The sequence below is a fragment of the Aminobacterium mobile DSM 12262 genome (genome assembly GCF_000526395.1).
Classification (GTDB): domain Bacteria; phylum Synergistota; class Synergistia; order Synergistales; family Aminobacteriaceae; genus Aminobacterium; species Aminobacterium mobile.
The window spans coordinates 695,823-720,144 of sequence record NZ_JAFZ01000001.1; the positions used below are offsets into that span (position 1 = coordinate 695,823).

General features: G+C 44.7%; 23 protein-coding genes. 22 read left to right on the plus strand and 1 reads right to left on the minus strand.

What is annotated here, in order from left to right:
• Positions 1–2: 2 nt before the first annotated feature.
• The 11 genes from kdsB (at position 3) to K360_RS0103365 (ending at position 11,940) form a co-directional block, all read left to right on the plus strand.
• A complete protein-coding gene (kdsB, locus tag K360_RS0103315) occupies positions 3–740 on the plus strand; it encodes a 3-deoxy-manno-octulosonate cytidylyltransferase (RefSeq protein ID WP_024821769.1) in 738 nt (245 codons plus the stop codon).
• 12 nt (positions 741–752) lie between these two features.
• Positions 753–1,880 (plus strand): mitochondrial fission ELM1 family protein, encoded by a 1,128-nt coding sequence (locus tag K360_RS0103320; RefSeq protein WP_024821770.1) that lies wholly within the window; start codon positions 753–755, stop codon positions 1,878–1,880.
• On the plus strand, positions 1,877–2,908 hold the full coding sequence (locus K360_RS0103325) for a glycosyltransferase (protein WP_024821771.1): 1,032 nt from the start codon (positions 1,877–1,879) through the stop codon (positions 2,906–2,908). Before K360_RS0103320 ends, K360_RS0103325 begins: the two co-directional genes overlap by 4 nt.
• Positions 2,909–2,922: 14 nt before the next feature.
• Positions 2,923–3,999 carry a glycosyltransferase gene (locus tag K360_RS0103330; RefSeq protein WP_024821772.1) on the plus strand — a complete coding sequence of 359 codons (1,077 nt, stop codon included), beginning with the start codon at positions 2,923–2,925 and terminating at the stop codon, positions 3,997–3,999.
• A 168-nt stretch (positions 4,000–4,167) separates the two neighbouring features.
• Positions 4,168–5,172: a glycosyltransferase family 9 protein gene (locus K360_RS0103335; protein ID WP_024821773.1), complete on the plus strand. Its 1,005-nt coding sequence runs from the start codon at positions 4,168–4,170 to the stop codon at positions 5,170–5,172.
• Positions 5,162–6,127, plus strand: a complete 966-nt coding sequence (locus K360_RS0103340; RefSeq protein ID WP_024821774.1) for a glycosyltransferase family 9 protein — start codon at positions 5,162–5,164, stop codon at positions 6,125–6,127. The genes K360_RS0103335 and K360_RS0103340 overlap by 11 nt, the downstream gene beginning before the upstream one ends.
• A 79-nt stretch (positions 6,128–6,206) precedes the next feature.
• The gene (locus K360_RS0103345; RefSeq protein ID WP_024821775.1) at positions 6,207–7,418 is read left to right on the plus strand and encodes an O-antigen ligase family protein; all 1,212 of its coding nucleotides are present in this window, start codon (positions 6,207–6,209) and stop codon (positions 7,416–7,418) included.
• A 301-nt stretch (positions 7,419–7,719) separates the two neighbouring features.
• Positions 7,720–9,168 carry an S-layer homology domain-containing protein gene (locus K360_RS0103350; protein ID WP_024821776.1) on the plus strand — a complete coding sequence of 483 codons (1,449 nt, stop codon included), beginning with the start codon at positions 7,720–7,722 and terminating at the stop codon, positions 9,166–9,168.
• A gap of 120 nt (positions 9,169–9,288) precedes the next feature.
• Positions 9,289–10,035, plus strand: coding sequence for a coiled-coil domain-containing protein (locus K360_RS0103355; RefSeq protein WP_024821777.1), 747 nt, complete (start codon positions 9,289–9,291; stop codon positions 10,033–10,035).
• A gap of 67 nt (positions 10,036–10,102) precedes the next feature.
• Positions 10,103–11,062, plus strand: a complete 960-nt coding sequence (pfkA, locus tag K360_RS0103360) for a 6-phosphofructokinase (protein WP_024821778.1) — start codon at positions 10,103–10,105, stop codon at positions 11,060–11,062.
• Positions 11,059–11,940, plus strand: a complete 882-nt coding sequence (locus K360_RS0103365; protein WP_024821779.1) for a DUF4392 domain-containing protein — start codon at positions 11,059–11,061, stop codon at positions 11,938–11,940. Before pfkA ends, K360_RS0103365 begins: the two co-directional genes overlap by 4 nt.
• Here K360_RS0103365 and K360_RS0103370 read toward each other — a convergent pair.
• Positions 11,900–12,391, minus strand: coding sequence for an ECF transporter S component (locus K360_RS0103370; protein WP_024821780.1), 492 nt, complete (start codon positions 12,389–12,391; stop codon positions 11,900–11,902). The genes K360_RS0103365 and K360_RS0103370 overlap by 41 nt on opposite strands.
• A 157-nt stretch (positions 12,392–12,548) precedes the next feature.
• Between K360_RS0103370 and K360_RS10950 the strand changes: the two genes are divergently transcribed.
• The 11 genes from K360_RS10950 (at position 12,549) to K360_RS0103425 (ending at position 24,297) form a co-directional block, all read left to right on the plus strand.
• Entirely contained in the window at positions 12,549–13,004 is a 456-nt protein-coding gene (locus K360_RS10950) for a hypothetical protein (RefSeq protein ID WP_024821781.1), read from the plus strand.
• 32 nt (positions 13,005–13,036) lie between these two features.
• On the plus strand, positions 13,037–13,696 hold the full coding sequence (fsa, locus tag K360_RS0103380; RefSeq protein ID WP_024821782.1) for a fructose-6-phosphate aldolase: 660 nt from the start codon (positions 13,037–13,039) through the stop codon (positions 13,694–13,696).
• A gap of 85 nt (positions 13,697–13,781) precedes the next feature.
• Entirely contained in the window at positions 13,782–15,071 is a 1,290-nt protein-coding gene (gene rho, locus K360_RS0103385; protein ID WP_156923368.1) for a transcription termination factor Rho, read from the plus strand.
• 31 nt (positions 15,072–15,102) lie between these two features.
• A complete protein-coding gene (locus K360_RS0103390; protein WP_084043857.1) occupies positions 15,103–16,536 on the plus strand; it encodes a LysM peptidoglycan-binding domain-containing M23 family metallopeptidase in 1,434 nt (477 codons plus the stop codon).
• A 112-nt stretch (positions 16,537–16,648) separates the two neighbouring features.
• Complete coding sequence (locus tag K360_RS0103395; protein ID WP_024821785.1) at positions 16,649–18,250, plus strand: CTP synthase; 1,602 nt, start codon at positions 16,649–16,651, stop codon at positions 18,248–18,250.
• Between the two features lie 33 nt (positions 18,251–18,283).
• A complete protein-coding gene (locus K360_RS0103400; RefSeq protein ID WP_051461094.1) occupies positions 18,284–19,399 on the plus strand; it encodes a hypothetical protein in 1,116 nt (371 codons plus the stop codon).
• Between the two features lie 58 nt (positions 19,400–19,457).
• Positions 19,458–19,892, plus strand: a complete 435-nt coding sequence (locus K360_RS0103405; RefSeq protein ID WP_024821787.1) for a hypothetical protein — start codon at positions 19,458–19,460, stop codon at positions 19,890–19,892.
• A gap of 25 nt (positions 19,893–19,917) precedes the next feature.
• Positions 19,918–21,090 (plus strand): hypothetical protein, encoded by a 1,173-nt coding sequence (locus tag K360_RS0103410; RefSeq protein ID WP_024821788.1) that lies wholly within the window; start codon positions 19,918–19,920, stop codon positions 21,088–21,090.
• Positions 21,068–21,625: a hypothetical protein gene (locus tag K360_RS0103415; protein WP_024821789.1), complete on the plus strand. Its 558-nt coding sequence runs from the start codon at positions 21,068–21,070 to the stop codon at positions 21,623–21,625. Before K360_RS0103410 ends, K360_RS0103415 begins: the two co-directional genes overlap by 23 nt.
• The gene (locus K360_RS0103420; protein ID WP_024821790.1) at positions 21,613–23,289 is read left to right on the plus strand and encodes an LPS-assembly protein LptD; all 1,677 of its coding nucleotides are present in this window, start codon (positions 21,613–21,615) and stop codon (positions 23,287–23,289) included. The genes K360_RS0103415 and K360_RS0103420 overlap by 13 nt, the downstream gene beginning before the upstream one ends.
• Before the next feature lie 51 nt (positions 23,290–23,340).
• A complete protein-coding gene (locus tag K360_RS0103425; RefSeq protein ID WP_051461095.1) occupies positions 23,341–24,297 on the plus strand; it encodes a D-alanine--D-alanine ligase family protein in 957 nt (318 codons plus the stop codon).
• The last annotated feature ends 25 nt before the right edge of the window (positions 24,298–24,322 follow it).

Genomic DNA, 24,322 nt, shown 5'->3' on the forward strand with positions numbered 1-24,322 from the left:
CCATGAATATTCTTGGAGTGATTCCAGCACGTTACGGTTCAACCCGTTTGCCAGGGAAACCTCTCGCTGATATTTGCGGAAAACCTTTGATTCAGCATGTTTATGAACAGGCTTCCCGCGCATCGCTTATAGGTGCTCTTATTGTGGCTACTGATGATGAGAGAATTGTGGAGGCTGTACAGGCCTTTAACGGCAATGCAGTACTTACTGGGGCAGATCACCCTAACGGGACGAGCCGAGTGGCGGAAGTGGCTAGAAATATGAATGTAGATCTCGTGATCAACATTCAGGGAGATGAGCCCTTGCTTGACCCTCAGATGATTGATGAGGTGGCCGGAGCTCTTATGGAAGATGAAACGGTAGTATCTGCCACCCTGTGTGCACCTATTACAGACGAGCAGGCTCTCTCTGATCCGAATGTGGTGAAGGTTGTACGGGATAGAAGGGGTTTTGCCTTGTATTTTAGCCGGTCACCTATTCCTTATTTCAGAGTTCAAGCATCTCTTCCTGTGTATGAGCATATTGGAATATATGGCTACAGAAAAGATTTTCTCATGAAATATGTAGAGCTTGAGAATACCCCCCTCTCTACTGTAGAGTCTCTTGAACAGCTTAAAATTCTGGAGAATGGCTACAGTATGAAGGTACTAGAGACGAAAGTAACGCATCGCGGTCCGAGCGTGGACACACCAGAGGATCTAGAGGCTGTTCGTCGCATTATGGGTAAAATAACTCTGTAAGGAGGAACGTATATGTCTCAATCCCCTGAGATGGTCATTATCCTCAGTGACGGAATTCGCGGCCATCTTTTTCAAAGCCGAGGGATTGCCGGGTGGCTTGCCAAATATACAGGTGCGGAGATTGTTGAATTTCAAGTCCCTAAAATCTCAGGATTTATGAAATTTTACCTTTTGAAATTGCAAGGACGACGCCTTCCTTCTATGAACAAAGAAGAGCTGCATTGTTGGTTTGCAAAATCGGGGGGGCATTCCCTCGTGGGAGAATGTCAGCTCCATCTTCAAAAAAATAAAGTTGATTCGAGACGCGTTCTTTTTATTTCGGCAGGAAGCGGTGCAGCGGCTTTTAACGTAGCTCTTTCTAAATATTTGGGGTCAAAAAGCTGTGCCCTTATGACTCCGTCCTTCATAGGTACGGATCCTTTTGATTTTGCAGTAGTGCCTCTTCATGATAAGCCGAAAGGAGAAGCAAACGTTTTGTCGACTCTTGGTGCCCCTAACTCGATCTTTCCGGAAAAATTATGTGAAGCGTCGAAAGAACTGTCTTCCATATATCCTCCAGAATCTCATCGTCGTTGGGCTCTTCTTATTGGTGGCGATGATGCTAATTATTGTATAAGCTCCATATGGATGCACAAAAATATTTCACCTATTATCAGGGCAGCTCAAGAAAAAAATATAGATCTTTACATTACTACGTCACGACGAACATCAGCAGAAGCGGAGCAGGCTCTTATTGAAGTGGCGGGAGAAAGCCCTCAGGTAAAAATGCTTCTTCTTGCGTCCCAAGATCCTATGAATCCTGTTCCTGGCATGATGGGGCTCTGCAATAGGGTATTTTGTACGGAAGATTCTGTCTCCATGGTTTCAGAGGCTGTAACGGCAGGGCATCGTGTTATATTAATGCGAGTGGAGCATCGACAGGGAATAAAAAAGGTGCTTCAAACATGTATGAAACCTTTTTATTCGTGGGGTATTTCACGTTTCAATACCCTCTTTGATGCATTGAAAGAAAAAAGGTGTTTAGTAGAGTATTCCGCACATTGTCTTGATGAGCTTGATGGTGATTATCAGAGCTCTGTTACTGATTTTAACGAAGCTCGACGTGCCGCTTTGTGGATTATAGAGAGGTGGAAAGAATGAAAATCATTGAACTAGTCCCAGAACTTCAGGAAGGGGGCGTGGAACGCCATCTACTCTGGATGACTGAAAAGCTAGTAGAGCGTGGCCACGAAGTGTTAATTATTTCGGCAGGAGGGAAAATGACCTCCCTATTTCACTCTCAAGTGAAGCAATGGATTCTCCCTGTCCATAAAAAGAACCCCTTAACCGCATGGTCTTGTGCTCAAAAAATAGCCGATCGAGCGAAACTAGAGGGATGGAATATTCTCCATGCACATTCCAGAGTCCCTGCGTGGATAGCCATGTGGGCTTCAAAAAAAGCCAATATACCGTACATAGTGACAGGCCATGTTCTCTTCGGGAATAAATCTCCGTGGATCTATTACCCCTATCGCAAAGCGTTTAAAGTCATATGCGTTAGTCATGCTGTAGAAGATGGCATGGTATCTTGTTTTTCTGGAAATACTCAAGTTATACACAATGGATTAACCGAACCTCCTTTTTATTGGAAGGGGCCGGACTCCGAAGATGTTACAACACGTTTCCTTTTCGTGGGACGTCTTTCCAAGGTAAAAGGAATTCAAGATATAATTGAAGTACTGCCTCGTTTGCAAGGTTCCTGGTCTTTAGATGTATTAGGTGACGGACCTATTATGGAAGAGCTTAAAAACCGTGTAAAAGATCTTGATCTGGAAGATCGCGTGACTTTTTATGGTTTCCGTGACGATCCCGATTATTGGATGCAGCGTTGCTCATGCCTCCTTTTCCCATCGTATGGGGAGGGGATGCCCCTTACTCTGGCCAGGGCTATCCAGATGAAAGTTCCAGTTATAGCATCAAATATATTGCCGGTTCGGGAGCTTGCAAAATCTGATGAAGGGTTGTTACCGCCAGGCAATCTTCATGCTTGGAGTAATGCTTTGCAGTTTTTCATCAATACAAAAAAAACAATTTGTAAATTTGACCCTGACATCATTCCAACTCTCGACCAAATGACTGATACAGTTGAGACTATTTATAGGAAGGCATTGATGACATATACAGTGTGAGGGGGAGACATTTATTGAAAGTTCTTCACTACGTAAATGAGGGAAATTTAGCATGGGTCCAGCCCTGGATGCAACTCCTTGATGCTCTGCGAACAAAGGGAATATGTAATGTAGTTATGTGTCCGGAGTATGGAACATTAGCCTCTATAGCTCGGGAGCATAATTTTGAGGTACGAACCTGTAAAGCCCCCTTCCCGTGGGCTCCGGCTCTTTGCTTGGAAGTGGGGAAGACTGTAAAGAGCGTAAAACCTGATCTGATTCATACCCGCCTTTCCTCGGCAGCGGCTCTTGGCGGTTATTGGGGATATAAATTGGGTATTCCTGTAGTGGCGACTCTCGATAAGTACCCTAAAACAAAATATTATACCCATGTTACACACCTCGTTGGGTGTTCACGGGCGGTTTCAAAGCACATGATAGACCAGGGAATTCCTGAGAAAAAAGTCTCTACTATTCATAACCCTGTACTCTTTGAGCGTTACATAAGAAATGAAGAGAAGAGGTTAGAGCTTCGCGAAAAAGCAGGGATTGAAGAAGGCCAGATAGTAGTTCTAGGTGCGGGGCGTTTTGTAAAGTGGAAAGCTTTTGACGTTCTTATAAAAGCGGCAGCAAAAATTGAATCTAGTAAAAATTGGGTTCTTTGGCTTGTAGGAGACGGATCAGAAAGAAAACATCTTGAAAGGCTTGTGGAAGAATATTGTCTTCAAGACCGAACCACGTTTTGGGGATTCGCCTCAGATATTCGCCCGCATCTTTGGGCATCGGATATTTTTGTCCAGCCTTCAGGTGGTCCAGAAGGTTTTAGTCTCATGTTGTTGGAAGCCATGGCGTCTGGACTCCCTGCTATTGCTACAAATATTGGTGGAACCCTTGATATTTTAGAAGAAGGTTCAAATGGCTGGCTCGTAAAGCCAGGTGATGTTGATGGTTTGTGTCGTGCCCTTTCTTTTGCTTTAGATCAAGCTGATCTCACCGAGGTTGGTCTTCGTGCCTCTCAAAGTGCAGCCCGTTTTCGGGTGGAACCCATAGCGTGTCAGCACGAGGATTTATATAGATTTTTAGTACAGAACAAAACGGAGCTAGGGAAATAGAGAAATATTGGGAAATTCTTGTTTCCCCCACTTCGTATCATATGCCTACCTAATGTGTTGTGGTTGCTCAATGTTTGAGATGTTACTTAAAGACGAATCTCAACGCTTAAATCCAAATACATAATGGAATATAGAAGTTTTTATTTTCAACATCATCAGAGGAATAATATGAATATAGAAAAATCTCGTGTTTCTCGAGTGCTTGTTATAGGCCTTTCTTGTATTGGAGATATGCTCTTTGCAACGGCGGCTCTTAGAAATTTGCGCTGTTTATTGCCTGATGCTCATTTCACGCTTTGGGCTCCTCCACGTGTTATCGACATGTTCGTGGATGATCCTATGTGGGATAATGTTGATCTTTACGACCGTAAGAAAGTCTTTTCCGGGATATCTGGGCGTTTAAAGGCTATAAAGAAAATGAGAGAAGGTCAATTTGATCTCGTACTGGATTTACGAGAAACCTTAATGCCCATAGTTAGCGGGGCTCTCTACGCTCCTTTGCTAGCGGTGAAAGAAATTTTCTTCCCCAAGAGGATTCATGAAGTAGAAAAATGGCTTTATTTTTTATCGTCCATGGGAGTACCAATATGGAATCGTAATATGAGGCTTTATATATCCCCTCAGAATAAGTATGAAGTAGAAAAAAAGTTGAGCCCTCTTCGAAAAGGGAGACCTTTTTTTATATTGAACCCTGGAGCAGATTCTAGCAAACGTTGGCCTGTAGAATCTTATGGCGAACTTGCATGTCTCTTGGCGAAAAAATATGGTGCGCTGATCGGTGTCATTGGATATAGCGATTATGAACAAGAACTTGCTGCTAGAGTTCTTTCAAAACTAAAAGACGCAGGGCTTGATCTTTCAGGACGTCTTTCCCTTCCTACTCTGGCTGCGTGGCTTGCAGCAGCAGATTTGGTTGTGTCGAATGATACTGGCCCTCTACACATGGCTGCTGCTCTCTCTACTCCAGTTGTCGGTATCTATGGCCCGTCCCTGCCACAAATCAATGGGCCGTGGGGAACAGTACACCGCGCAGTCATCCCTCCGGTACCATGCGCACCGTGTCTACAAGGAAAAAATTGTACCCGGGGAGTGGGAAGTTGTCTCGCGGCTCTTAGTGTAGATAAAGTTTTTGAGGCCTGCAGAGGAGTACTGGAGGAATTCCATGGCTATTAAAGAGTTACCACCTCTTCGTGGACGTGTCCTTGTAATAGCTTATAGTGCTTTTGGCGATATTGTGCAAAAAATGGCCGGTGTTAAAGCGCTTAAAAAATGTTATCCGGACCTCTCTGTTACATGGTTATCATGTTCTCCTTATAAACAACTTGTGGAAGTTCAACCTTTTGTAAACGATGTTCTCTCCTGGGATCGTTCTTTAGGGAACCGAGGTTTTTTAAAACTTCTCAATAACATAAGGAAGAGGCATTTCGATGTAGTTCTTGACTTAAAGGGAACAGACCGTTCGTTACTCATGACACTGTTTTCTCGCGCTCCTGTGTGCATTGGCTGGCACGCTCGAATCCCTTTTTTTCATAATTATTTTACCTATGATCCATGGAGTTTCCTGAACATAGATGTTCATAGAGAAAAGGGCCCGCATATCTTTATTCCCGATGAATTGAAAGAAACCATAAGAAAGCAATTCAAATTTGATAAAGCTCCCCTTATCGTTTGTGTTGTTGGAGCGAGCAAACCTGAAAAGTGCTGGCCGATCGGCCATTGGGTGCGTTTCTTGGATATGCTTGCTGGGTACGACGCGAATATCTGCATTATAGGGCATGGCACAACAGAAGAAAGATTATCTGAACAGTTATGTCATGAAACCCGAAACAACAAAGTCTGCAATGCAACAGGCCAGTTATCTTTCTTGGAAATGGGTGCTATGATAGCGCGAGCGTCTCTTGTAATCGGTGGTGATACGGGGCCTTCTCATTTTGCTGAGGAGCTGGGGGTTCCCCTTATTGGTTTATTTGGCCCCACTGAGCCTCATGAGGCTGGCTATAAAAATATAGTAGCTTTATTAGCTGAATGTACGCATGTGGGGTGTCAAAACTGGAGATGCTCATTCCCATGTATGGAGACCATTACTCCACAAAAAGTATTGAATGCAACGCTTTCTTTGCTGGCGTGATGGTCACAAGACAAGAGATAGTCTTTAACGCTGCCATTCAGGTGCTCTCATATCACGAATAAAGGGGCTTTATATAAAGATGAAGCGTCAAATATTTTGGGCTGAATTTGGTTTTTTGTTTGCTATTTTCATGGCTCCTTGGGGGCCTGTTTTACGTTATTTAGGTTGGCTTTTTGCTTTCGTAGGATTGGGGATGGATTTACGAAAGGGTAAATCTTTCAGAGGCGTTCTTGACCCTTTTATATCGAGGGCTCTCTTGCTTTTCCTTTCTTGGGCTGTGGTTTCCACTTCGTTATTCAAACATGATCTTTATTCATGGGGGAAAGGGATCTCTTTAGCATTAGAGTTTTCTTTTGCCATATGGCTTGCCGCTTATGTTTTTCAAGAGCAAGGTGCTTTGAGGCGATGGAAACATGTATGGACGTTAGGTATAGCCTTATCTCTTGTCCACCTCATTGGGGGAGAGTTGCTTCTTCTCACGCGAGAGCTTTTTTCTAATATCAATACGATTGGTATTTATGCATGTATTATTGTACCCTTTGTTTTAGCTCTTTTCTTCGAGAGCGAGAATAGACTTCTCGCTTGGGGGTATGCCCTGCTCTTTTGGGGGAGTATTCTTGCTCTTATTGTCAGTTTTAGCTCAGCAGCATGGATAGCGGGGGGCATTGCCCTTCTTCTGCAACTTTGGGTAAGTCGAATATCTTCGAAAGAGATCAAAATTCTTGTTTTATCCTTTCTTGCCTGTAGTGTCGTAACGTTTTTAGTCTTAACAATATGGCTTCCAGAAAAAGGAGTGGCCTTTGCTTCCTATTTTCAGCGAGAAGTACAACAAATCCTTTCTATAAATGACATAGATAACTTTTCTACTCATCGAATTTATATTTGGAAAGGTGCATGGAATCTAATAAAAGAAAAACCTCTTATAGGGTGGGGATGGGGTGATTTCTCTCAGGCCTTTGCTCAGGTAAATGCTTCCTGGTGGAATCCTGAAATAACAAAACTGAGCGTATATCGGGATGACGCACATAGCATGTATCTTAACATTGCTATTTTTGGAGGTATTCCTACATTGCTTCTCGTTATTGCCATACACCTCCGGGGAGCCTGGCTTGCTTTTCAGAAAGGGAATTGCAACGAGAAAGGTAAATACATTTATTATGCTATTTTTGCCTCTATAACAAGTCAACTTATTTACAGTTTGGCTGGCGACATGTTTTCATTCCGTTTTAAAGGTGCTATACTATATTGGACTTTAATAGGCATAGTTAGCATGAAGGATTATGTGAAATGATACAGAAGTCCTATTTTCATAAAGTAACTTTCACGGTAGTATAACCAGCGAAATTGCTGAGTTCTTTGATAATTTAACTTGGTTCATTATATTGCTTCATTCATCCGTAAGTATCTCTGAAGGCAGGAAAGGAGGTGCCGACAACCCCCGGCCATAAAGAGGGAGCGGATGTTGAGGGCGGAGAAAACACAGTTCTGTTGCGAAGACAAAAGAAGGAAACGAGGATACTTCTCTAAGGTCTTCAAAAAGAATGTGTGATCCCGCAAATACAAAAAAAGACAACCAAGGGGGTTGCACAAATATGAAAAAGATTCTTGCACTTGTTGCAGTAGCAGTTCTGGTTGCGTTTGCCGCACCAGCATTTGCTGCCAATCCGTTTATGGATGTACCTATGAACCATTGGGCCTATGATGCAGTAGGCCAGCTTGCTTCTCGTGGTGTAGTTTCCGGCTATCCTGATGGCTCCTACAAAGGGAACCAGCCCATGACCCGTTATGAAATGGCTTCTCTCGTTGCCCGCGCACTGGCTGTTGTTGACATGAACAAAGCCAGCAAGCAGGATGTTGAGATGCTGAAGAAACTCGTTGTTGAGTTCAAAGACGAGCTTGACGCTCTTGGCGTGAAGGTTGACAAACTTGACAGCAGAGTAGCCGTTCTTGAAGAGAACCTTGGCGGCTGGAAATTCTGGGGCGAGTTCCGTTTCGATGCTAAGTTCGCCGATGAAGAAGCAGGCAAAGGTGGACTTTATACCACTGGTAGCGACACCGATTTTGACCTGAACCGTTACCGTATCTGGATGCGCAAGAAGGTTGACGATAAAGTGACCTTCACAGCTCGTCTGGGCAATAGTGATGGTAATGTAGCTTGGCAGCGTTACTACATTGATGTAGCTATGCCTTGGGACATTTCTATGACAGCCGGTCAGTATATATTTGACTGGGAAGATGACGATGCTCTGTATACCGATAACGATGCTCGCTTTACAGACAGAGGTCAGAAAGGTTTCTACTTTGATAAGGCTTTCAGCATGGGCAACTTTGCGGCATATGTAAGCAGAGTAGATGACAAAGAAGATGCAAAAGACTTTTATGAGTTTGGTGCTCGTGCGAAGTTTAACTTTAACGAGAAGTTCTGGATGTCTGGTAACTACATTAAAAAAGATATCGACCTTAACGAAGATGAGTCTGTTTGGTGGGCAGCTCTTGGCGTAAACTTCAATGAGAATTGGGCTGTCAGAGGGGCTTACTATCAGATGGATCTTGGCACTGCCGCTCTTTCTTATACTATTAAAAACAAGGCTGGTGAAAAAGTAGACTTCAATTCTACGAAGGATGATCCAGCAGCGTGGCAGGTTATCCTTGATGTCAAACAGGAAGCTCTTGGCTTTACCTCTGTTTGGGCTGAGTACATGGACATTGATGAGAACTTCCGTGCTTGGACCGATGGTCCTTGGGATAATTACGGAGCGAAGGTCACTGGAGAATATCTTGGGCTTTACGACAATGTTCTGTTCGTGAAGTTGAACCAGAAGTGGAGCGACAAGTGGAGCACTTTCCAGCGCTATTTGAGCGGAAGCGCTCGTTATGACGGTATTAACGTTGACGACACCACTAACTGGACTGTTGGTGTGAAGTACTACTACACCCCAGCTCTTTCTTTCGAGTTGCTCTATGATAAGATTGAGAACAGCCAGACAGAAAAGGGTGCTGACGATAACGTAATCAGACTTCGTACCCACGTGGTATTCTAAGCTGGTTGAGTTGTTAATTAAGTAGCTAAAAGGGGAACCCAAATTGGGTTCCCCTTTTTTCATAGGCTATTGCAGTGTATAATACTCCCAGTTTGTGTTGAACTTGAGGAGGGACAGTGCGTGAAGCTGAGACGATTCCTTATAGGAGCTTGTACCGTGTTATTCCTGCTGGGATCTGCTTTCCCCGGCTTGGCAGACGAGAAAATATTGAGTCGTTGGTCGAAGACCAATCATTACGAAAACGACATAGGCAGTGAACTGTGGGTGACGGCGTCTTATTATGCCTCTGAATATGTAGAGGCCTTAGTGCAGAGCGAGGCGCAAAAGAATTTGTGGACAGCTGACGAGTCTGAGCAGTATAAGTATGAACTTTTGAAGACACTGAATTTGAGCGAGTACATTCCTATTTTTATCGCTTTCGATAATCGTGGCCCATCTTTGCACATGGCGCCTTTTAATGATCAACTTACTTTGTGGGTAGGAAAGAAAAAACTACAGCCTGTTGATTACGACAAGCGTTTTAACTTTAAGTTGCAGGGTAAGCGTGAAGGGTTTGTGTACTTCCCTCGGTATGATGAAAAAGGGAAGCCTATTCTTGAGGGAGTAAAGTCTGTACGCCTTACGATAAATGGAGGCATTAGTCCGGTAACTATGGGTAAGTCTATTGAATATATCTGGGATGTAGCTGATGACCACCCAGAAAAGCTCTACGCAGGTAAAGCTGCCGCTCGTCTTGAACTAGATCGTTTGATCAAACGCCTCGATAAACTCAACGAGGAGAAGAAGAATCTTGAGGGCGAACTTGATAAGGTTAATGCAGAACTGCAAGAGATTCAGAAACGTGTAGACGAGTTGCAGCGTCAATAATGATGAAGAAGATAAGAGGACGGCATGTTTTGTGCCGTCCTCTTTTGTTAAAGGAGGGCGGTACTACGTGAAACGGGTTGCTGTTTTAACGAGCGGAGGAGATGCCCCTGGTATGAATGCCGCTATTCGAGCTGTTGTGCGTACCTCCATCTATCGTCGTCTTGAGGCTGTAGGTGTGATGAAAGGCTTTGAAGGGCTTATTGATGGAGAATTTGTGCCACTAACCCGGTCATCGGTAGGTGGTATTATCCATAGAGGCGGAACTATTTTGAAAACAGCCCGAAGCGAGCGTTTTAAAACAGAGGAAGGCGTCAATCGCGCTTTTTTTCAACTTAAAAATGCTGGAATTGATGGGCTTGCCATCATTGGAGGGGATGGTTCTTTTCGTGGAGCTCAAAAGTTGTACGAGAAGGGATTCCCTGTGATTGGCATTCCAGGAACTATTGATAATGATGTAGCTGGTACAGATGAAACTATCGGCTTTGATACAGCAGTTAACACTGCTCTTGAAGCGGTAAAGAAACTTCGTGATACGGCGAGTAGCCACGATCGGCTTTTTATAGTGGAAGTCATGGGAAGAGAAGCAGGTTTTATCGCCCTCGAAGTGGCAGTGGCTAGCGGGGCTGAATATCTAGTGGTTCCAGAACTTCCCTTTAGTTTAGGTAAATTATGTGATAAGCTTCACGATACAAGAGCGAGGGGCAAAACCCACTCACTCATTATTGTAGCTGAAGGTGCCATGTCTGCATCGGCCCTTCGGGCTCAACTACAGGATACGGCGGGGTATGATGCTCGTGTAACGGTTTTGGGATATATTCAGAGAGGCGGCAGCCCCACTTCTTTCGATGCTGTTTTAGCATCTCGGATGGGAGCGTTCGCTGTAGAATCTCTTATAGAAGGGAAACATGGTGTTATGGTAGGAACCATGGCACATCAAATGGCCCTCACTCCTTTGGCAGAGTCATGGCAGACAAAGAAAAGACTCAGTCCAGAAAAACTGGAACTTGTAGAGAAGTTGAGCATATGATGACTTTTTTTCAGGATATTTGTGCTTTAGTGAGCACGAATAGAGGGGGACGCGGAGCTTCTTTGCTTTGTACCCCTTCTTTGTGGCAGCATGCTATGAAGATGCTGGAACGAACTTCTTCTGTTGCTGTTATAACTGGTTTTTATGTGCCGGAGGCTGGAGCCCCTGAAACGGATGGGCCAGGAGGGGCTGTTGTGTTGGGGCGCGCTCTGTCCCGTGCGGGGCGGCGTGTTTCCTTGGTTACTGATCCTTTATGTATGCCAGTGCTTTGTGAAGCCTCTGCACGTCTGCAAGGGGCGCCTGTCAAAGGGGCGTCCACTGGAGAAGAGCTTCTATCTCTCGCTCCTTTTGATCTTCTCATTTATATAGAGCGATTGGGAAAGAATTCTAGTGGCGGTTATTGTAATATGCGCATGGAAGATGTTTCGCCATGGACGGCCCCCCTTGATGATGCTATTGCCCTTGCCCATAAGAAATCAATTCCGGTTTTGGCAGTAGGCGATGGTGGGAACGAAGCAGGTATGGGATATTTCTTCCCTTCTTTATGTCATATACTTCCAGATTTTAAAAATGCTCTTTCTATAACAGAAGCGGATATGGCTCTCCCTGTAGATGTATCGAATTGGGGAGGATACGGATTAGCAACGTTGCTTTCTTTTATGGAGGGGCGATGGCTTGGGCACTCGCCTGAAGAGGAAGAGTGTATCGCACACGCTCTTTTCAAAGCGGGAGCTGTAGATGGCGTGACGAAGAAAAGAGGACTTTCTGTGGACGGGTTCCCTCTTTCCATGCATCAACATGTGGTTCAAGACTTATTCCTTTTATGGAAAAAGGCTTTTAATTCGACAGAAAAAAAGGCTTCAGGCGTTTTTCTATAATAGGAGTCAATATGGAAGCTGCGGTAGCACCTATTCCGGTTTGTGCCAGGTCTGTCCCAAATTCTATAGGAGCGGCTTGGATGCCATAGAGTATGGTAGCCATGCTTGTGTATCCAATAACCATAATAATGGCTCCTCCTATAACAGCAAGGAGACGATTTTTCTTTCGGAGCTTACCGGTTGCATATCCTTCTAATCCTTTGATGATAAGAGTAAATGGAGCCCAGAGGGGGTAGCCTAAAATAAGATCAGCTAGAGAAGCCCCTATCCCCCCGCAAAGAGCTCCATATCGTGGGCCAAACAGGAGCGCAATGGTATAAATAGCTCCTTCTCCCATGTTAAAATAGATCCGAAATCCAGGCATTGGAATACTTAGTAACGTTGCAATAGTGACACACGCAGCCATAATGGCTCCGAAAGAGATACTGGAAGCCAGAGAGCTTTTATTCATAACGAAATCAACTCCGTCCCATCTGGAATCTTTGATTATATTTTATATGAGGCATGTTGCTGGTTGTAGAACCAGTTGTATAATCTATTTGGCTTTTCTGGACCTGAAAAGGTTTTTTCCGTTCTGAGCTTGTCATAATTGAGGGGCGATGGTTATAATGTCTAGGAATGGGAGATTATTCCTCCTATTGGTTGCTTCTTGTATAGTACTTCTTCTCGGCTTATCTTTTTGGGCCGTAAAACATAATCGACGAACGGCAGACTCTTCCTTCCAGCTTGAAAACGTAGTTTTATGCGATGAAGTGGACGAGAAAATGCGACCTCTCCATACTGGTTCCCAGTTTGTTTTTGGAGTTCGCCAGCTGTGCCTGTCTTTTGACTACTCTTTGGATAGCAAAAGAAGCAATATACGCATTAAGTGGTATTATGGTGACCATCTTATATACTCCGAGGTTCTCTTGCTTTCTCCAGGGAGGGGAGTGAAGGTCTTTTGCCTTCTTCGGGAAGATGGGTCCCCTTTGCCTATGGGAATGTATAATGTGCAAGTTTGTTATGATGGAACCGTCTATTCCAGCCTTGCTTTTGAAATTTCCGATACTGAGTCAAAACTATAAATAATGAATAATAATGTAAAGAGGGGATATACTTGCGGTTTTTTTTGGATACAGCCAATCTTGATGAGCTGAAACAGGCTGCTTCTTGGGGTGTGATTTCCGGTGTGACAACAAACCCATCTCTAGTGGCAAAGGAAGGGGCTTCAGACTTCCACCATCTTATTCAGCTTATTACTGGTATAGTTGATGGTCCTGTTAGTGCAGAGGTTATAGCTCTTGATACGGAAGGCATGATTTCAGAAGGTCGGTCTCTTGCCTCTCTCTCCCCCAACATAGTGGTGAAGATCCCTATGACGCCAGAAGGTATGGGTGCGGTGAAGGTCCTTTCACAAGAAAAGATTCCTACGAATGTAACTCTTGTGTTTTCTCCACAGCAAGCTCTTTTGGCTGCAAATGCCGGGGCTTCATATGTCAGCCCATTTGTAGGACGCCTTGATGATATAGGTGAAGATGGGGCTGGCCTTGTTCAAGATATAGCGGATATTTTCCAGGTGCAGGGTATCAATACACAAATTATTGCGGCGAGTATTCGCCATCCAGCCCATGTGACGGCAGTTGCTTTGGCTGGAGCCCATATAGCGACAGTACCATTTAAAGTTTTGACGCAACTCTTCCTGCATCCATTGACAGAGAAGGGGTTGCGGCAATTTATTTCTGATTGGGAGGGGTATCGCAAAAGCCATGACAGATAATCAGTTTATAGATAATGGGGTTGTGGACGCAGTGTCGGGAAATAGCGCCCAGGAGCCAGAAAATGAACCAGAGGAAGAGGCCGAGATGAACGAGACAGAAGTGGAGGTAAGAAGTGTTCCTAAACCTCGCTACACCTACGCTAAACTGGCTTCTCAAGTAATTACGGAGCTTCGTCGAATTGCTAAAGACATGGGTGTTACAGGTTTTTCCGCTCTCCGTAAAGACGACCTCATCATCGCTATTTTAAGCACTCAGGCTCAACAGCTTAACTATCGGTTCGGTGGTGGGACCCTTGAGACTCTGAATGAGGGGTACGGGTTTCTTCGTCCGAAAGGGCTGCTGCCAAGCGATCATGATATCTATGTTTCGGCTTCGCAGATCCGCCGCTTTGGCTTGAGAAATGGCGATGTAATCTGGGGAATGGTTCGTCCCCCTAAAGATCAGGAGCATTATGAAGCGTTGTTACGAGTGGAAATGGTGAATTTTGCCGATCCGGAAGCTGCAAGAAAAAGACCACATTTTGGCGCTTTAACGCCTATCTTCCCGAACTCCAAATTAACGCTGGAAACAGATCAAAATGAAATATCCACACGGCTTATTGATCTTTTTGCCCCTATTGGCAAAGGTCAGCGGGCTCTCTTGGTTTCTCCACCTAAAGCAGGAAAAACTACAGTACTCAAAAAAATAGCGAATGCAGTTACTGTCAATCATCCTGATATTATCCTCATGGTTCTTCTTATAGACGAACGTCCTGAAGAGGTAACAGATATGGCTCGGTCTGTAGACGGAGAAATTATTGCCTCTACATTTGACCGGCCGGCAGAAGAACATTTGCGAGTGGCCAATTTAACTTTAGAAAAAGCAAAACGTTTGGTAGAGACTGGAAAAGATGTAGTGTTACTCCTTGATTCTATTACGCGTTTGGCACGAGCTTCAAATCTTGTTGTCCCCCCATCTGGGAGGACGCTTTCTGGTGGTATGGATCCAGCAGCTCTCTATTTCCCGAAGCGATTTTTTGGTGCGGCTCGGAATATAGAGGAAGGAGGAAGTCTTACCATAGTGGGAACGGCACTGATAGATACTGGAAGCCGTATGGATGATGTTATTTATGAAGAGTTTAAGGGTACCGGAAACATGGAACTTCATCTCTCCCGTAAGCTGGCAGAACAGCGGATTTTCCCGGCTGTGGATATTACGAAATCTGGGACACGCCGAGAAGAACTCCTGATGCCAGAAGATGACTTGAGCCGAGTATGGCTCTTGCGCCGTCGGATGGTAAACGTTGATGAAGCTGGGGCTTTATCTCTCATTATCGACAAGCTGAAAAAAAGCCAGACAAATAAAGATTTCCTGTTGACCATTAAGATGGCGTAGTATAAAGTATTGAGAGTGTTAAGGGGGGACGATGATGAACGATTCTCCAGGTAAAGGAAATCATTCTAAATCGGGCCGCATGGGTTTTATGATCGTTATGCTGCTCATGTTCAGTACAGCTGTTTTTCTCACTGTTTGTGCGAGTAACCGTTCCGCAGGGGTAGCCTGGGGAAATCTTCAGCAGAACGATAGCGATGATAAAAATGAAGAAGATACCCACGTGCCGGCGGGTTTTGTAGTTATCGATATGTCAGGAGCGGTAGCAAGCGAACCAGAAGCTGCGAGTGAAGAGGAGGGCGGCATTGGACCTCTTCCTGCTGATGAGTCGGCTTATTCAGAAGAGCCAGTGCTTATGGCAGGCGAAGGGGAGAGTGCAGATGTTACAGAAACTGACTCTTCTGGGCAGGATCAAAGTGAGTCTGGAGAAGAAGGAGACTCGGAATCCACTCTTCTTTCTGAAGTAAAGCCCCGGTGGGAAGAATATACGGTAAAATCAGGAGAAACTCTCGGAGATATCGCCAGCCGTTATAATGTGTCGGCTGACGAGATAGCTCGTGCTAATGAGTTAAAAAATCCTAATAAATTGACATTAAATCAGCAGCTTCTTATTCCTGTTTCCAGTGAAGCCGTAGATGTTGTCTTGGAGGAAGTACGAACTCGAAAGGCTAGAGTAGCTGCCAAACGAGAGAAAGTGAAACCTCTTGATGTTACAAAGTATAAAGTAGCGAATGGCGATAGCCTTTGGTCTATTTCAAACACCTTCAGTCTCGAAATTGATACTCTTTTCGGAAGCAATGATTTGAAAGACCCTAATGTTTTAAAACCTGGAATAGAACTTCGTATCCCTAATCAGGATGGTATTTTTTATACGGTGAAAAAAGGCGATACTCTTGGCGGTATTGTTAAAAAATTTCAAATATCGAAAGAGAAAACTTTAGAAGTTAATGGGAATATGGATTTAAACAGCTTGAAGGCAGGGGAGGAAATATTCCTTCCGGAAGCCCGTCCTGAAGTTTCAGTTCTTAACGCTGATAACGGAGGAAGTAAATCTTCTTCTAAATCTGGTGGCGCAACATACTCTCGCTCTTTCCGCTGGCCTGTAGTTGGTCGCATTAATAGCCCTTTTGGTTGGCGTCGGCATCCAGTGACGAGAAGGAAAAGTTTCCATACTGGTATCGATATTAAAGCTTCCCGTGGATACCGTATTCGGGCGGCCAAAGAGGGACATGTAGTTTATTCCGGCTGGATGGGTGGATATGGGCGGGTTGTGGTATTGAGCCATGGAGGCGGGTATTCGACTTTATATGCCCATTGTTCTAAATTGGCTGTACGTAATGGGCAAAAAATATCCCAGGGGCAGGTTATAGCTTATGTAGGTTCTACAGGGAGAGCTACAGGTCCGCATCTCCACTTCGAAGTACGTATGAATAATAGGCCTATAAACCCTTTGAAGGTTCTTCGATAGGCGTATGGCCCCATGACATGGGAGTATTATTTCGTTAAACTGGACCAGGGAGTTTTTTGAGGCCCTGGTCCATCTTTTTTGATATTTCTATTCCTGGATGGAGGATCAATCCATGACAAAGTTTATTTTTGTTACGGGCGGAGTAGTTTCTTCTCTTGGGAAAGGCATTACAGCAGCGTCGCTGGGTGTGCTTCTCAAGAAAAGAGGTTTTAGAGTCTCAATTATCAAGCTAGACCCTTATCTGAATGTGGATGCGGGAACAATGAATCCCTTTCAGCATGGGGAAGTTTTTGTGACAAATGACGGAGCTGAAACAGATTTAGACCTGGGGCATTATGAGCGTTTTATTGACGAGTCTCTTTCCGCTGATAACAACGTGACTACGGGGAAAATCTATTCTACTGTCATATCGAAAGAACGCCATGGCTGTTATCTCGGCGGAACGGTTCAGGTTATTCCCCACATTACGAATGAGATTCAGGAACGTATTCTCAAAGCTGCTGACGATAATGATATTGTCATAGCAGAGATAGGTGGAACAGTAGGAGACATAGAGGGTCAGCCGTTCCTTGAGGCTATTCGTCAGATGGCTACGCGTGTAGGGAGAGAAAATGTACTATATTGTCATGTAACCCTTGTGCCTTATTTGGAAGCAGCCAGAGAGCTAAAAACAAAACCGACGCAACATAGTGTGCAGGAATTACGGAGAATAGGCATTCTTCCCGATATCATCGTCTGTCGTTCCCACTATACTATATGTGATGAGATGAAAGAGAAAATAGCCCTCTTCTGCAATGTGCCGAAGGAAGCTGTAATAGAAGCTCTTGATGAACCTACAATTTATAAAGTTCCTTTAAGCTTGTACGATCAGCATTTCGATACATTAGTGATGGATCGTTTATCTGTAAAAAGCGAGGTAGAGCCAGATCTTGAAGACTGGCGAAAAGTTGTTCAGAGTTTTTGCAATCCTGATGGCGAAGTAGAGATAGCTATGGTTGGAAAATATATAAACCATAAAGATGCTTATTTGAGCGTTGTAGAGGCGTTGAACCATGCAGGAGTTTATCACAAAGTACGAATTCGTATCCGCTCAGTGGAAGCTGAAGCTATAGAGGAACAGGGAGCTGAAAAAGTGCTTGCGGGTGTCCATGGTGTCCTGGTACCAGGGGGATTTGGGGCTCGAGGCCTTGAGGGAAAAATAGAAGCAGCTCGTTATGCTCGAGAGAAAAAAATACCTTATTTGGGACTTTGTTTAGGTATGCAGGTAGCGGTGATTGATTTTGCTCGGCATGTATGTGGCATTTCAGATGCCAATACGGCGGAAGTGCAGGAAGATGGCAAAAACCTTATTATACACTTAATGGAAGAGCAGCGCGATGTGGCTGATTTAGGTGGAACTATGAGGTTGGGGGCGTATCCTTGCGCTCTCGTTCCTGGAACGAAATCTTTTGAAGCTTACCATGAAGAAGTTGTTTATGAGAGGCATCGCCATCGCTACGAGTTTAACAACGAATATCGCGATCTCGTAGAGAAGGCAGGGCTTAAAGTAGCGGGAGTGTACAAGAAAAAAGACTTAGTAGAGATCGTGGAAATATCAGATCATCCGTGGTTTATCGCAGTTCAGTTCCATCCAGAGTTTCGGTCACGGCCGGTAAAACCACATCCGCTTTTTGTTGGTTTTATACAGGCTGCGGTAAATATGGTGGAAAAGTAGCGTACCGACAATGGTGTAAAAGGAGGGAACACTATGAGGAAGTTGCAGAAGATATCAGCGTCGCTTATAGTTTTGACAGTGCTCTTTCTTGGGGCTTGGAGTATGCCTTTGGGGGCTCAGGAAGACGAAAGTTCTTCTACTTTGCAGACGCTCAATCATGTTGAAGATATCCTCTACGGGCGAGAAAAATCTGGTGGCTTGATTGAACGTCTAAGCAATATTGAAAAAGATCTTTTCGGACGAGAGCTCCCTGGAAGTATTGCCGAACGACAGACAGCTATTCTGGATTTCATCGAAAAGGGAACTTCCGGTCAACCTTCCATGCTTTTTAAATTAGGAATTGCTGAATGGGCTGTTTCTCAACGGATTGATGGGTATGGTCCTGTAACTCGCAGAGTCGATTCGCTTGAATCTATGCTCGAAGGGACAGCTCACCCAGATAAACCAGTTGCCATGCGGTTAGAGAGAATATTAGGTCTTATTCTTTCCGAACAGGTTCAATGGCAGGATGCGGAGATACCAGCAGCGCGGGTTATGAAGGTAAAGTTTACGAAAACCCTTACCCCGAGTGGCGTAAAAGCCGGTGATCCCGTGGATTTAGAGTTAGCAGAAGATCTTGTTTCAGAGGCCCTTCTTCTAGCTCCGGCAGGAAGTCGTGTTATTGCTCATGTCCAGTCAGTTACAAAGCCTCGAAGTTTTGGGCGTCCGGCAGAGATAAAAATAGGTGTCGATACTTTAAAGCCTTTGGGACCGGAAGCCGTTCCAGTAGCTATAGGCGAGGAGTCTAAAAAGGCTGCGAAAGCAGAAAATGCTCAGATAGCAGCTGCTGGTACGAGCTTTATTGGTGCCATTCTGTTTGGTCCTGTAGGGTTGGCAGGTGGTTTTCTAGTTCGTGGAGATGCTAAAGAAATTCCTGCGGGAACAGAGCTTTTTATAGAGACAGCAGAGACTGCTCGGGTGTCGGCCTACGCTGTTCCTGCTGGTTTACAGGGGATGCTTCGAGGGGCAGGTGCAACTCAAAGTGGAGAGAATGCAGCAGAAGCCAGCAGTGATAACGCACCAAACACAGGCGCTAAAAGCACTTCTGCCGATACGATAAATACAGATACGACGGAAACAACGGACGATACTTTAACACCTATTAATTAACATCATCATGTAAATTTGGAATAGTCTTTTGCAACGAGTAGAGAAGGAGTGGTTTTTCATGAAAGGAGCAAAAAAAAGAATAGCAGTTTTGGTGATGGCTCTCGTCTTTTCTTTAGGAGGCATTGCTTGGGCTGTTAATCTAGGGGATATTGTAGGAGTGGTGGGTGGCGGTTTCTTGGTCACTCAAGTAGCAGGGCCTCTTAATGATTTTATTAACAAGGTTACGTTCAATAAAGGAGCGAAAGTAGAGGGACATACGAAAGTCGTTCCTATTGTTTCTTTAGGTACAGGTACGCGTATTGGGGCAGCTCAGGTAGCTGGACCCCGAGGAGAAGCTATACAAAAAACAAAAGCGGTGGCTCAATTGGAAGTTACGTTCAGAGACCGTCTTCGAGTAAAAGTACTCATACCTATCGACTCAGAAAACCCTATTAAACAATTTAAGCGGGTTCAGGGAGTTGGCGTTTCTGCTATTATTGATTTTAGGCTTTAGAGAAAAGGAGGCTCGCGGCATTGCGATGAAACGACGGTGTACGTTGTTTTGCCTGGTGTTTTGGGGAGTGTTTTGTCTCGTCTCTCCTTCCTGGGGTCTGGAACCTTTGGCGCGAGCTACAGATATTTTGGAAAAGTGGACAGTTTTCCATTGGGGAAGAGATTGTCTGGTTTGGATTGTTCACTATCCTGAAGAGTTAGTGGAGCCTTGGGTCGATGCGGAATCGACCCGGGCTGCTTTATCTCCTGGAGAAAGAGATGCGTATAAAAAAGCATTTATGGAACAACTTCGTATAGGAGAATCGGAGCCATTCCTAATTACTTTTTATTCTTTTGGTGCTCGTTCTTTATCTCTCAGCCCTTTTTCGGAGAATGTTTCCCTTGTGTTACGTGATGGAAGCCGAGTGAAGCCCACATCTTACGAGAGAAAATTTGATGAACCCATTAGCGGAGTAGTACAGGGTCTCGTCTTTTTCCCATATCAAAATGCCTCTTCTTTTTCTGTAGCGATAAAAGGACTGGGAATAGAAGATGAAAAGATGTTTAATTTTGCAGGAGCTTCTTCTAATGACAGACAACAGGAAGTAGCTACTGTTCCAGGACAGAGCAATAGGAAAAAAGATCAAATTGTATTGGACCTTCCTCCGATAGAAGAAAGCTCCAAAGAAAAAGAAGTGTTAGAGCGTGAAAAAACGAAAGCAAAGCGGGCAGAAAAGCAGGAAAATGAAAGTGCTTTTGTTGAAGCGAGCGAGGCCGAAATGCCTGTCCCCCTTCCTCCAGTAGCTCCTGCCGTGCCTCCGACAGCGAAAGTGGATCTCTCAGGGTTAAAACCCATATCTGTTCCAGAAAAGGGGGACGAGAGGGAGGAATCTCAAAAGGCAACTGCCTCTACTCCTTCAGACAAGGAAAGTCGCGAGGAAGTGTTAGAAAGATTTTTGTCCTATTGGAAACGTGGGGACTATGATGCTATGTACACCTTTCTTTCTCCGTCATCGAAAAAGCTGTGGGGGCAGAAAGCTTTTCAAAAGGATGTAGAGAAGGCAAATATGCGGGTGCCATTGAATGAAAGTTATGTTGTAGAGTGGGAAGGGAATAGAGCTCGAGTTTCAGCAGTGCAAAAAATGTTATTTGTCCGCACGTTACGTAAGGTGACCATAAAAATGGTGGAGGAAGACCATGGCTGGCATGTTCAGTGGTAAGTTTAAAATTCCTCTTTTAATTATAGGAGTTGCTCTTTTATTTGCGTTCTATCTTTGGTCGGCTTGGCAAGACCTTCATCTTGATCCGGACGCAGTAAAAAAAGCGGTGAAGGAAGGGCCAGCGATTGTAGTAGAGAGCCTTTCTGTAGAAAAAGAGATTTCTGGAGGTCTTTGGGCTATTCACGCAGAGCGCACAGAACGTAAATCTGGTCAGATTAAGGCTTCACAGATTACAATGGAAGGCGTTTCCTCTGATGGGAAGCAGTGGGATGTGAAAGCTCCTTCAGGGACCTTTGAAGAGTCTTCTTCTGGAGGTGTTTTGTATGAGCCAAAAGGGGTTACCAAGGGGCAGGATTTTACTGTAGATTGGAAAGCGCCAGAAGCCATTTGGAACAGCACAAATGCTGAATGGACGTTCCCAAAAGGAATCTATGCTGAGCATGATAAAGGGACCCTTGCAGGGGCATTTGGCCGTATTACAGAAGAAGGGATTTTTTACGTGGAGAAGGGAGCCACCTTAACGTGGAAAGAATAGGGGAGAAATTTTTCCTCCGTTTTTTTATGGTATTTATGGTGTTGCTTTTTTTGCAGAATCCTTTAAGGGCGGAAGAAGCGAAAGAAGTGACCTTGGAAGCAGAGGTTGTAGCCTATGACGAAAGGGGCACTGTAGCCACCGCAAAGGGGAGTGCCGTCCTTAACTACGGTATTATCCGTATTTATTCTGACTATATGGAGTACGATGTAGCAACTCAGGAAGCCTTGGCCGAAGCGCTGCCAGGGAAGAGTGTTACTATTTTTTATGGTGCTAATAAGCTTTCCGGGCAACGTCTTGTCTACCATCTTGAGACAGAGGAAGGTGTCCTCGATGGTGCAAAGGGCGAAATGCCAGCAGGACAAGGGACCCTCTTTGTGCGAGGGAAGCAGCTTGATTTTGCTCCAGTAGAGAGAGCTGCTCAAAAAGGTTGGATTAGCCAAAAATCGGCGAAAAGAATAAAAGAGAAGACCACTATAGGAAAGTGGCGCAATACGAGTTTAACTACGTGTCCTCAAGAACATCCCCACTATAATGTAACAACTAAGAAACTTACTATCATTCCAGGGAAGAGCATCGTCGCCAAAAATCCCAAGGTTTATATAGGTGGTTCTTATTTATTTACCTACCCCTTTGATTATGTAGTTGCCCTGAATAAGGAAAAAGGTTTTCTTGACTCCGAACTGATGCCCACGATTCTTTATACTTCAGATAAAGGATTTGGAGCTGGATACAGCGGGCCTATCGTATGGGACGATGGAGGGGCCCGTTTGGGCTTTATGATGTGGTCTAAGAAGGGGTTGGAAGGCAGTGTTTCTGCTTCTCAAAATCTTCAGAATATAGGATTGACAGGCGTAACCCTGTTTGGAAATCTAGAATATTCTTGGGAAGAAACGACAGACCAGGAAGCTTTCCGTCCATCTTGGGGGTTCCGTGGTGAGTGGAATGGATGGAGGGCGAGGCTTTGGTGGTCTCAGCGTGAGGCGCTTGATATAGAGAAGGGCGGCGGTGAGAGTTATAAAAACTTACTCTATCGCGACCCCGAATTTACTTTTTCCAGTCCTTCGTGGCCTCTTATGTCGTGGATGAACACGAGATGGAGCGTGGCTGGTTCTTTTGGAAGCTACGAAGAGCGACGAGGTCGTAAAGCCTATGAGTCTGACAGAATGGGACTTGGCATCACTCTCTCCGGAATTGGAAATCCCGCTCCCATTCGCCCCTTTTGGGCTTCGAGTTATTGGCATTTTCGATATGATGGTGGCGATGACGAGCAGAAGATTTTATGGCTGTCTGTAGGGGCTGGATATAAACTTGGACCTATCGATGCCAGAACGGCCTATCGGCGGCGATGGGTAGACGGACATTCTCCTATGGTGTGGGATCGATATAGTGATTTAGAAGAATTTTATCAGCAATTTGCTTTCCCTGTAGGAAAAGATATTTCATTGGCTGTTCGTAGCGCTTACAACGTTAAAACTACCGAATGGTTTGAACGTGCTTATATCTTAACGTACGATCCTAGGTGCTGTTTACAATGGCAGCTTATCTATAGAGATGATTTAAAAGAAGATGACGATTGGGTAAGTGTGCGTCTTGTCATTAACGCTTTCCCCGATAAACCTTTGGCCTTTGGAGATAAAAAACTTTCCAGTCCTTTCCCCTTTTAATGTAAAAGAAGGGAAAGGGCAGACAACGAGCTATGAAACGAGGATGACGACGTGGATAAAAAGATGGTAGTAGCTGTTTTATATGGTGGAGATGGACCAGAAAAAGAGGTTTCTCTGAAAAGCGGAGAAGCTGTAAGCAAGGGGTTAGAGGAGTGTGGATATAAAGTAGTACCTTTTAAGGTCCACTCCCTGGCAGATGTTTTTCAGCTTCGCAACGTTCAGGGGCTTGCTTCTGTTTTTGTTGCCCTCCATGGAGGTTGGGGAGAAGATGGGAGAGTTCAAGCAGCTCTTGAAGCCATGAATTTTCCCTATACAGGGCCGGGGCCTTTGGCGTGCTCTCTTTCTATGGACAAAGCAGCAGCTAAGGGGCTTTTGAACCTTTACGGCATTCCAACCCCCGCTGGACTGCTGGTTTTGAAAAATTCTTCTTTTTCTATAGAAGAGAGCCGTCATTTTATAGCTACTCACAAAATGGCTATTCTCAAACCTTGTAATGGAGGAAGCACTATTGGTGTATCTGTAGTCAAGGATGCGTCTTCGCTTGAGCAAGCTTTTGAAGAGGCATGGAGATATGATGATCGTGCTGTTTTGGAAGAGTTTATTTCAGGAGTTGATGTAACAGTTGCAGTGTGGGAAAGAAAAGGAAGTCCTGAAGCTCTGCCGGCGGTAATGATTCGTCCTAAACAGGGTTTTTACGATTATGACTCGAAATATACGCCAGGAATGACGGAATATATTACCCCAGCCCCCTACGAGCCGAAAGTATCAGAACATCTTGCTCATTTGGCATGTCAGGCTTTTCAGGTTTTAGGATGTGAGGGGTACGCTAGAGTTGATTTCCGTGTAGAGGAAGACGGAACCCCATGGGTGCTGGAAGTGAATACTGTGCCAGGGATGACAAGTACAAGCCTTGTTCCCAAGGCGGCAGCTGCTGCGGGGTACGATTTCCCTCTCTTTCTCTCAGAACTGGTTCAATTGTCTTTTGAAAAGAAAAGCGCCTGCAAATAATGAGCAGGCGCATGTCTTTTTTACT